This window comes from Streptomyces sp. NPDC046349 (genome assembly GCF_055587885.1).
Map to the genome: position 1 here is coordinate 375,386 of NZ_JBVJFK010000010.1, position 9,289 is coordinate 384,674.

General features: G+C 73.1%; 6 protein-coding genes. 4 read left to right on the forward strand and 2 right to left on the reverse strand.

The genetic code is table 11. From position 1 onward, the window contains the following. Window positions 1-123 precede the first annotated feature (123 nt). From ACZ6JS_RS24895 to ACZ6JS_RS24910, 4 genes are all read left to right on the forward strand, one after another. Window positions 124-2,961: a SpoIIE family protein phosphatase gene (locus tag ACZ6JS_RS24895; RefSeq protein WP_469301037.1), complete on the forward strand. Its 2,838-nt coding sequence runs from the start codon at window positions 124-126 to the stop codon at window positions 2,959-2,961. Between the two features lie 93 nt (window positions 2,962-3,054). After that, window positions 3,055-4,653 carry a sugar ABC transporter ATP-binding protein gene (locus ACZ6JS_RS24900; protein ID WP_469301038.1) on the forward strand — a complete coding sequence of 533 codons (1,599 nt, stop codon included), beginning with the start codon at window positions 3,055-3,057 and terminating at the stop codon, window positions 4,651-4,653. Beyond that, entirely contained in the window at window positions 4,650-5,672 is a 1,023-nt protein-coding gene (locus ACZ6JS_RS24905) for an ABC transporter permease (protein ID WP_469301040.1), read from the forward strand. The genes ACZ6JS_RS24900 and ACZ6JS_RS24905 overlap by 4 nt, the downstream gene beginning before the upstream one ends. A 50-nt stretch (window positions 5,673-5,722) precedes the next feature. Next, the gene (locus ACZ6JS_RS24910) at window positions 5,723-6,835 is read left to right on the forward strand and encodes a substrate-binding domain-containing protein (protein WP_469301073.1); all 1,113 of its coding nucleotides are present in this window, start codon (window positions 5,723-5,725) and stop codon (window positions 6,833-6,835) included. 15 nt (window positions 6,836-6,850) lie between these two features. On the opposite strand, the gene ACZ6JS_RS24915 is transcribed toward ACZ6JS_RS24910, so the two are convergent. Together ACZ6JS_RS24915 and ACZ6JS_RS24920 are read right to left on the reverse strand one after the other, a co-directional pair. Next, window positions 6,851-7,762 (reverse strand): hypothetical protein, encoded by a 912-nt coding sequence (locus tag ACZ6JS_RS24915; protein ID WP_469301042.1) that lies wholly within the window; start codon window positions 7,760-7,762, stop codon window positions 6,851-6,853. Then, entirely contained in the window at window positions 7,759-9,171 is a 1,413-nt protein-coding gene (locus tag ACZ6JS_RS24920) for a phenylacetate--CoA ligase family protein (protein WP_469301044.1), read from the reverse strand. Before ACZ6JS_RS24920 ends, ACZ6JS_RS24915 begins: the two co-directional genes overlap by 4 nt. Window positions 9,172-9,289: the final 118 nt, after the last annotated feature.

Here is a 9,289-nt window from a genome sequence, read left to right on the forward strand (position 1 = left end):
GCACTACAAGAACGCACCTATCCGGGCATATTGCTTTAAAAGCGGAGGAATATACTCGGAAGGCACTCGCGCGGTGCGGACATCCCGGTGCGGCAGGTGGCTCGGCAAGGGGAAGTGGTGCAGATGGGGGTCACGGGAGGCCAGATCAGCCCCGTACGCTCCCGTGAGCGGTTCCTGCTGGGCGAGTCGGTCGAGGGCAGCGTGCGCGCCCCCATCCTGAACTCGTGGATGCGCAGCCGGATGCTGGGTATCGCACCGGAGCAGACGGACCTGCCCTTCACGGACGACTTCGATCCCGACAGCCGGCTCGTCCGGGCCGCGGTCCCGGTCCTCGACGAGCTCCAGAGCAGGTTCTCGGGCAGCCAGATGAACATCTCCCTCGCGGACGGGAACGGCACGGTGCTGCAGCGCCGGTTCGGGGAGCCCGCCCTGGCCGGCCGGCTGGCGCCCATCCAGAGCGTCCCCGGATTCGTCTTCGCCGAGCGCTACGCGGGCACCAACGGCATCGGGCTCGCGCTCGCCGAGAGGCGGTTGTGCCAGGTCTACGGCGCCGAGCACTTCGCCGAGCGGTCCCAGTCGAACGCCTGCTCCGCCACCCCGATCCGCGACCGGTTCAGCGGCCACGTCATCGGCGTCCTCTGCTTCGGCTATCCGCGCAGCTACGAGGACCCGGCCCTGCCCGTCCTGGTCTGCCGGGCGGCGGAGTCCATCGAGCGGCGGCTCATGGAGCAGAGTTCGGCCCGCGAGCGCGCCCTGCTGCGGACCTATATCGGCGCCCGGCTCCGCGCCGGCGCCGGGGAGGCCGACGACGACGGCCGGCTGATCCCACTGGACGATCTCACCGACGGCGGCCTCGACCCGCAGGACCAGATGGTCCTCAAGGCGAGGGCCACCGAGCTCATCTCCAACCCGCAGCGTGCCGCGGTCGAGGTGCCGCTCTCCCACGGGCGGGAGGTCACCCTCCTGAGCAGCCCGGTCACGAGCCTCTCGGGTGTGGAGGGCGTCGTCGTCGAGGCCGTGCTCACCGGCGACTCCCCGCCGGCGCACCACCTCGCCGCCTCGAAGCCCACCGCCTCCGCCCTCGGCGCCCTGGCCCTCGCCGCGACGGAGCGCGCGGAATCACTGCCCTGGCACATCACCGACGCCTCCGCCGCGCGCCGCACGACCGGCGGCCCGGCCGAAGCGCCCGGGCCGGGCGCCGACTCCCCGCGCGGTGTCCCGGCCGCCGCCCCCGGCGCGGTCCGGGGCCTCGTTCTGGTGGGCGAGCCCGAGGTGGGCAAGTACGCGGTGGCCGCACGCCGCCGCCTGGAGCTGCTGGCCGAGGCCAGCACCCGGATCGGCACCACTCTGGACGTGCGCCGCACCGCCTGGGAGCTCGCCGAGACGGCCGTGCCGCGCCTGGCCGACTACGTCACGGTCGACCTGCCCGGGGCCGTGCTGCGCGGCGAGGAGTCCGCCGTCCCGCAGGACGACCTGCACCGCACGGTGGTACACGGCATCCGCGACGACTGCCCGTTCTATCCGGTCGGCCACCAGGTGCGGCTGGACCCCGGGACCCCCCACATGCGCTGCCTCCAGGGCGAGCCCGCCGTGCTGGAAACCGACCTCCAGACCACCACTCCGGCATGGATGATCCCAGGCCTCGAACACGCCCGGGGAATCCTGGCCCACCACGTGCACTCCATGATCTGCGTCCCCCTGCTCGCCCGTGGCGTACTGCTCGGCATCGCCACGTTCTACCGCTCGCAGGACCCCGCCCCCTTCGGGGAGGACGACAGCCGGCTGGCCCAGGAACTCGCGGCCCGCGCCGCCCTGTGCATCGACAACGCCCGCCGCTACACCCGGGAGCACACCCTGGCCCTGGCCCTGCAGCGCAGCCTGCTCCCGCGAGGCCTCCCCGAGCAGGGGGCCGTGGAGGTCGCCCACCACTACCAGCCGGCCGAGTCCGGGGTCGGCGGCGACTGGTTCGACGTCATCCCCCTCTCCGGCACCCGCGTCGCCCTGCTGGTGGGTGACGTCGTCGGGCACGGGCTGCACGCCGCCGCCACGATGGGCCGGCTGCGCATCGCCGCCCGCAACTTCGCCGAGCTGGAACTGGCCCCGGACGAGCTGCTCACCCACCTGGACAACCTCCTGGTGCGCCTGGACCGGGAGGAGGAGGACGCGAACGCCACCGGCAGCAACGGCATCGTCGGCGCCACCTGCCTGTACGCCGTCTACGACCCCACGTCGCAGGTGTGCACGATGGCCCGCGCCGGCCACCCCCCGCCCGCACTGGTCCACCCCGACGGCGGCGTGACCTTCCCCGACCTGCCCGCCGGACCGCCCCTGGGCCTGGGCGGCCTGCCCTTCGAGACAGCCGAGGTCCGGCTGCCCGAGCACAGCACCCTGGTCCTGTACACCGACGGCCTCGTCGCGGGCCGCCACCGCGACGTCGACGTCTCACTCGAGCAGTTGCGCGCCGCGCTCGCCCACCGGGACCGGAAGCCGCAGGACACCTGCCGGGCCGTCATCGAGGCAGTGGCGCCCGAACACCCCGACGACGACATCGCGCTGCTCGTCGCCCGTACCCGTACGGTGCCCGCCGACCGGATCGCCGCGTGGGACCTGCCCCCGGACCCGTCCCTCGTCTCCGACATCCGGGGCGCCGCCACCCGGCAGCTCGCCGCATGGGGGTTGGACGAACTCGCCTTCGCCGCCGAGCTGATGCTCAGCGAGCTGGTCACGAATGCGGTCCGGTACGGCAGCGAGCCCATCCAGGTACGGCTGATCCACGACCGTTCCCTGATCTGCGAGGTCTCCGACGGCAGCAACACCGCCCCGCACCTGCGGCGTGCCGCCACCACGGACGAGGGCGGACGCGGCCTGTTCCTCGTCGCGCAGCTCTCCCAGGCCTGGGGTGCCCGGTACACCGCCCGCGGCAAGGTCATCTGGGCGGAATGCGCCCTCGACGCGGCATGACCGGCAATGTCGGACATGTCGCGATAGCGCCAAGTAGCATCCTGACTGTTCCGCATCACAGCAAGACCTCCCCCGGCGGCCCCGGAGAAGTCCGTGCATGACACCCCCGTCACCTCGAGCCCGCCCCCGCGCCCCGACGGAGAACCCCTCGTCCGGATACGCGGTCTCAGCAAGCGGTTCGGCGGCACCCTCGCCCTGGACTCGGTCGGCCTCGACATCCGCGGCGGCAGCGTCCTCGCCCTCCTCGGGCCCAACGGGGCAGGCAAGTCCACCCTCATCAAGGTGCTTGCCGGGGTTTACCACGCCGACGCGGGCGAGGTGACGGTGGCCGGACATCCGCTTCCCTCCGAGGCAGCCCTGCGCCACATGTCCTTCATCCACCAGGACCTCGGCCTCGTCGAGTGGATGACGGTCGCCGAGAACATCGCCCTGGGCACCGGCTATCCCCTGCGCCGAGGCCTGATCTCGTGGCGGAGGACCCGGGAGCGCTGCGACGAGGCCCTGCGGATCGTCGCCGGGCACCTGGACGCCGACGCCCGGATCGCCGACCTCGCCCCCGCCGAGCGGTCCCTCGTGGCCATCGCCCGCGCGCTGGCGGGACGGGCCCGGCTGTTCGTCCTCGACGAGCCGACCGCCACCCTCCCGGCCGCCGACTGCGCCCGGCTCTTCGGCGTCCTGCACGCCCTGCGCGCCCGCGGACACGGCGTCCTCTACGTCAGCCACCGGCTCGACGAGGTGTACGAGGTCGCCGACAGCTTCGCCGTCCTGCGCGACGGCCGCCTCGTCAGCCACGGCCCCCTCGCCCCCTACTCCCCCGACCGCCTGGTGCGCGACATCGTCGGGCACGAACCGGCCCGCCGCAGGCCCGTGACGGCGTACGTCGCCACCCCCGCGGCCCCCACCGCGCCTGCGTCCGCGAGGTCTTCCGCGGACCGCCGCCCGGCCGTCCTGAGCCTCGACGGCGTGTCGACGGCCCGCACCGGTCCCGTCACCCTGGTCCTGCGCGAGGGGGAGGTCCTCGGCATGGTGGGCCTGACCGGCGCCGGCCACATGCACCTGGGCCGCACCCTCGCCGGCGCGCTGCCGCTGCTCGGCGGCCGGGCGCTGCTGGACGGCCGCCCGTACCGGCCGCGCACGGTGGCCGCGGCCCTCCGCTGCGGCGTCGGCTTCGTGGCCGGCAACCGTCAGGAGGAGGGCTGCGCCGCCGATCTGACCGTCCGGGAGAACTTCCTGGCCAACCCGCGGGCCGCCGGTGTGCCGGCATGGCGCTGGACCGGACCGCGGCGCGAACGGGCCGAGGCCCGCGCCCTGATCGAGCGGTTTTCGGTGCACCCCCGCGACAGCGAGGTGCCCATCGCCGCCCTGTCCGGCGGCAACCAGCAGAAGGTGGTCGTCGGCCGGTGGCTGCGGGGGAACCTGCGCCTGCTGGTCCTGGAGGAGCCGACCGCCAGCGTGGACGTCGGAGCCAAGGCGGCGATCCACCGGATCCTCGACGAAGCGGTCGGGGCCGGCCTCGCCGTCCTCCTCGTCTCCACCGATTTCGAGGAGGTCGCCGACCTCTGCCACCGTGCGCTGGTCTTCGGCCGCGGGACGGTGACGGCCGAGCTGGCGGGCGGGACCCTGAACGTCACCGAGCTGACGCGCACCGCCTCGGCCCTGCCCGCGATCACCGGAAGCGGTCCGGGCCGGTGAGCCGCCGGCGCGCCCACTTCATCGGCACCTACGGCCTGCTGACCCTCACGGTCCTGCTCTTCCTGGTCTTCTCCCTCGTCCTGCCGGACACCTTCCCGACGATGGACAACGTCTCCTCGATCCTGTCCAACCAGTCGATCCCCGCCATCCTCGCGCTCGGCGTGACGGTCCCCGTCGCGGCCGGCCGGTTCGACCTGTCCATCGGCTACGGCCTGGGACTGGCGCACGTCATGGTGATGCACCTGATCGTCGACGAACGCTGGCCGTGGCAGCTCGCCTGCCTCACGGTCGTCGCCGGCGGGGCACTGGCCGGCGTCGTGAACGGGATCATCGTCGAGTTCGCGCGCATCGACTCGCTCATCGCGACGCTCGGAACCGGGAGCATCATGTACGCGGCGACCGGCTGGATCACCGACGGCAGCCGCATCGTCCCGGGCCCCGAAGGCCTCCCGGCCGCCTTCACCGGCCTGTACGACGCCACGTTCCTCGGACTTCCGCTGCCCGCCTTCTACGTGCTCGTCCTCGTCGCCGCCCTCTGGGTGCTGCTGGAACGGCTGCCGCTCGGCCGGTACCTGTACGTCATCGGCTCCAACCCCCGGGCCGCCGCGATCCTCGGCATCCCCACCCACCTCTGTTCCGTCGTCGCCTTCGCCACATCGGGCCTGATCGTCGGTTTCGCCGGGGTCCTCCTCGCGGCCCAGCAGCAGATCGGCAATCCGAGCGTCGGCCTGGAATACCTGCTGCCCGCGTTCGTCGGCGCCCTCCTCGGTTCCACCGCGATCAAACCGGGCCGAGCCAACGCCCTGGGCACCCTCGTCGCCGTCACCGTCCTGGCCGTGGGCCTCGCCGGGATCGGCCAGCTCGGCGCGCAGTTCTGGGCGACGCCGCTGTTCAACGGCGCCACCCTGCTCATCGCGGTCGGCCTGGCCGGCTATTCCGCCCGCCGCCGGCTGCGCGCCAGCGCCGCCGCGACCGGTGGGGCCACGCGGGCCCGGCACGGTCGGCAGGACGCCCCCTGAGACCACCTCGCAGCGCACACAGCGTCAGGAGCACCGTGTACCCCAACCGCATGATCCTCCTCGCGGCCGCAGCCCTCCTCACGGCGGCCGTCGCCGGATGCGGCGGCGGCCCGGCGGGCACCACCGGGCCGTCGGCGGCCGGCTGCCCGGCCGTTCTCGAACAGGCCCGGGCCGACGTACGGAAGGCCGAGAGCACCGACAGCGCGTGGACCGGCCCCACGACCGGGCCCGCGGCGGCCCCCGGCAAGAGCATCGTCTACGTCGCGCAGACCATGACCAACCCGGGTGTCGCGGGAGTCGCGCAGGGACTCCAGCAGGCCGCCAGGGCCATCGGCTGGCGGGTCCGGGTGATCGACGGTGAGGGCAGCCCGGCCGGGATCCAGGCGGCGCTGAGCCAGGCCGTCACCCTCAAGCCGTCGGGCATCGTCATCGGCGGGTTCGACCCCCGCCTGACCTCACGGCAGGTGGCACGCGCCGACGCGGCGGGCATCCCGCTCATCGGCTGGCACGCGGTCGACTCACCCGGCCCGAGCAGGACCCCGCCGCTCTTCACGAACATCACCACGAAGGTGCAGGACGTGGCGAGGATCAGTGCGGACTGGGTCATCGCCGGGTCCGGGGGCGGAGCCGGTGTCGTCCTCTTCACCGACGACTCGATCCCCTTCGCCCGGACGAAGGCAGACCTGATCAAGGCGCGGCTCGCCGACTGCCCCGGCGTGGAACTCCTGGCGTACGAGAACATCCCGATCCCGGACGCGAGCCGGCGCACCCCGCAGCAGGTCTCCTCCCTCCTGTCCCGCTTCGGGAACGAGTGGACCCACTCGGTCGCCGTCAACGACCTCTACTTCGCCGATGCCGCCCCGGCCCTGCGGGCCGCCGGAAAGCCCGGCGGCGGACCGCCCTCCAACATCGGTGCCGGTGACGGCGATCCGTCCGCCTTCCAGCGCATCAACAGCAGGCAGTACCAGGCCGCCACCGTTCCGGAACCGCTCTCGCAGCAGGGCTGGCAGATCGCCGACGAGTTCAACCGCGCCTTCGCCGGGCGGCCCGCCAGCGGCTACGTCGCCCCCGTCCACGTCGTCACGGCCGACAACAGCGGCGGGGCCACGTCCTGGGAACCGCGGGGTTACCAGCAGGCGTACGAGAAGATCTGGCGCGGGTAGCCCCGGGGCGCCCGCTCAGGCCACCGGCCGGGCCTCGGCGCGTACCGGGGCCTGCCGCGGAGCGTCCGCGCGGTCGCGGCGGAAGACGATGTCGGCCATCCGGCGCTCCGGCCCCCGGCGGCGCAGGACCTGGTAGGCGACGAAGGCCGCCGGGCCGAAGAACACCTGGGCGGGGATGATGCCGGGGGCGTCGCCGGTGGCCGCCGAGATCAGGTGCAGGGCGGCCACGGGCGCCACGGCCCCGAAGAGCACCACCAGGGCGATCCCGGTCCGCAGCCCCGGCCTCCCGTACGCCTTGTAGGCGGTGGTGGTGAACAGGGCGTAGGCCAGCAGGTCGCCCATGCCGACGACCGCGCCGAGGTCCTCGCCGATGCGCAGGCCCGCGGCCGGTGCGTACGGATAGCCCTGGACGGCGTCGGCGAGCTCCTGGGTCAACGGGACGACCCAGGCGAAGAAGGCGTCGTAGGCGGCGAGGGCGAGCAGGAACCACGCCACGTTCTTCAGCCGCATGCCGCCCTGGACGTTGAGGTTAGTGGCGGAGACGACGACCAGGCCGACGACGCAGCTGTTCGCCACCCAGTACGGCGGCGCGGTCTCGCCGAAGGCCAGGTGCGTGACGAGCACACTCGCGATCAGTGCGGTGATCAGCGACCAGCGCAACCGGCCGTTGCCGATGAGCGGCTGGTAGCCGACGGACAGTCCGCCGGCGAAGACCAGGGCGAGCACGCATGGGAGGACGACGCCGGGCAGCGCGAGGTAGACGTACGGCAGGGCGAGGACGAAGCCCATCATCATGAAGATGTCGCGGCCGTTGAAGACGCCGACGGGCGGCCTCGCGGTGCGGACGGCGCGGAAGTACACGATGGTGGCGAAGACGACCGCGAGCGCGAGGGCCGCGGTGACCGCGAGCTGGAAGAAGACCGTCATGCGTGGCTCCGGGTGAAGGTGTGCTCCAACAGGTCGCAGCGGAGGGGGAAGCGGCGTGCGGCCGCCTCGTCGTCCAGCGGCAGGACGGTGACACGGGCCTCGATGCCGCGTGCCAGCAGCCGCTCGGTCACCTCGGCCGTGGTCGCGGTCCGCGAGGCGACCTCCACGTGGAGGCGGCCGTCGGGTCCGGTCCCGGCCCGGTGGCGCAGCGGCCACGGCATGCCCGGGGTGCCGTCCAGGGCCTCCACGACGTCGCGCGGCGTGACGACCGAACCGGCGGTGCGCAGGAGGGTGCCCGCCTTGCCGAGGATCTGCGAGACGGCGGGTACGGCGGCCAGTTCGCAGTCCGGTTCGCCCTCCAGAGTGCGCACCACGTCGCCGGTGTTGTACCGCAGCACCGGCATGCACTCCCGGTAGGGGTAGTACGGCGTGACGGTCAGTTCGCCGAGCTGTCCGGGGGCGACGGGTTCGCCCGTGTCCAGGTCGAGCACCTCGGTGTACCCCATGTTGGGGTCGATGTGGAGGTGGCGGCGGCTGCAGGTGCGGCCGCCCACCGGGAGCAGTTCGGTCATGCCGAAGTTGTCGCCGATGGTCTCGGCGCCGAAGGTCTCGCGCAGGGCCAGGACGAGGGCCGGCGACACGATCTCGCCACCCGCGTAGATCGACCGGAGGCCGAAGTCGTCCGGCCCGTATCCGCGCCGGCGGGCCGCGGTGAGCATCCGGGCCAGGTAGCTGGGGTTCCCGGTGAGCAGGGTGGGGCGGGTGCCGTTGCGGCCGAGCAGGTGCTCGACGGACTCCTCGGGCGGGACCTGGCCGACCACGTGGCAGGAGGCATTGACGAGCCGGCAGACCTCGACGTCCTCCTGTACGGCGGCCGTGGCCCGGGAGCTGAGGTTGATCTGCATCCGGTCGCCGGGGCGGATGTCGCCGCGCAGCACCACGGAGAGGGCGATCAGCGCGGGCCAGAGCTCCATCTCGTAGCGGGAGAGCCACATCTGGACGGGTCGGCCGGTGGTGCCGGTCGTCTGGGTCGCGAGGTAGGGGGTGCTGCACAGGAAGTCGGCGGGGCGCGCGATCAGGTCGGCCTTGCGGGTCACCGGGATCCGGGTGAGTGTCTCGGTGGTCAGTCCGTCGAGGTCGGTGCCGGCGAGCCGCTCCCGGTAGAAGGGCGAGCGCTTGGCGAGTCTGCGCACGGTCCGCTGGAGGGCGCGGTTCTGCAGGTCGCGCCGCTCGTCCGGGTCGGCGAACGGTCCGTCGGCCAGTTCGTCGACGTCGTCGCCGAGCGAACCGAACTCCTCGAGCGTGGCGAGGGCGTCGGCGACCAGCCGCTCCACGGCCCGTACGTTCAGCTTCCGGCCGAACACCATGGCCATCGCCACCCGGACCTGCCGGACACCGGTCTCCAGCACTCGTGCCTCCCTAAGGCGTGAAGAGAAGGGGTGGGGGGGGGGGGGCGCCCCCCCCCCCCCCCCCCTCGTCCGGCGGGAGAAAAAAAAAAGAAAAAGAAAGGCATCCTGGGAACCCCGA

Bases quoted from the DNA above. Each gene is read 5' to 3' on its own strand.
- ACZ6JS_RS24910 (WP_469301073.1), top strand. From the start codon at position 5,723: ATGATCCTCCTCGCGGCCGCAGCCCTCCTCACGGCGGCCGTCGCCGGA.
- ACZ6JS_RS24915 (WP_469301042.1), bottom strand. From the start codon at position 7,762: ATGACGGTCTTCTTCCAGCTCGCGGTCACCGCGGCCCTCGCGCTCGCG.
- ACZ6JS_RS24895 (WP_469301037.1), top strand. From the start codon at position 124: ATGGGGGTCACGGGAGGCCAGATCAGCCCCGTACGCTCCCGTGAGCGG.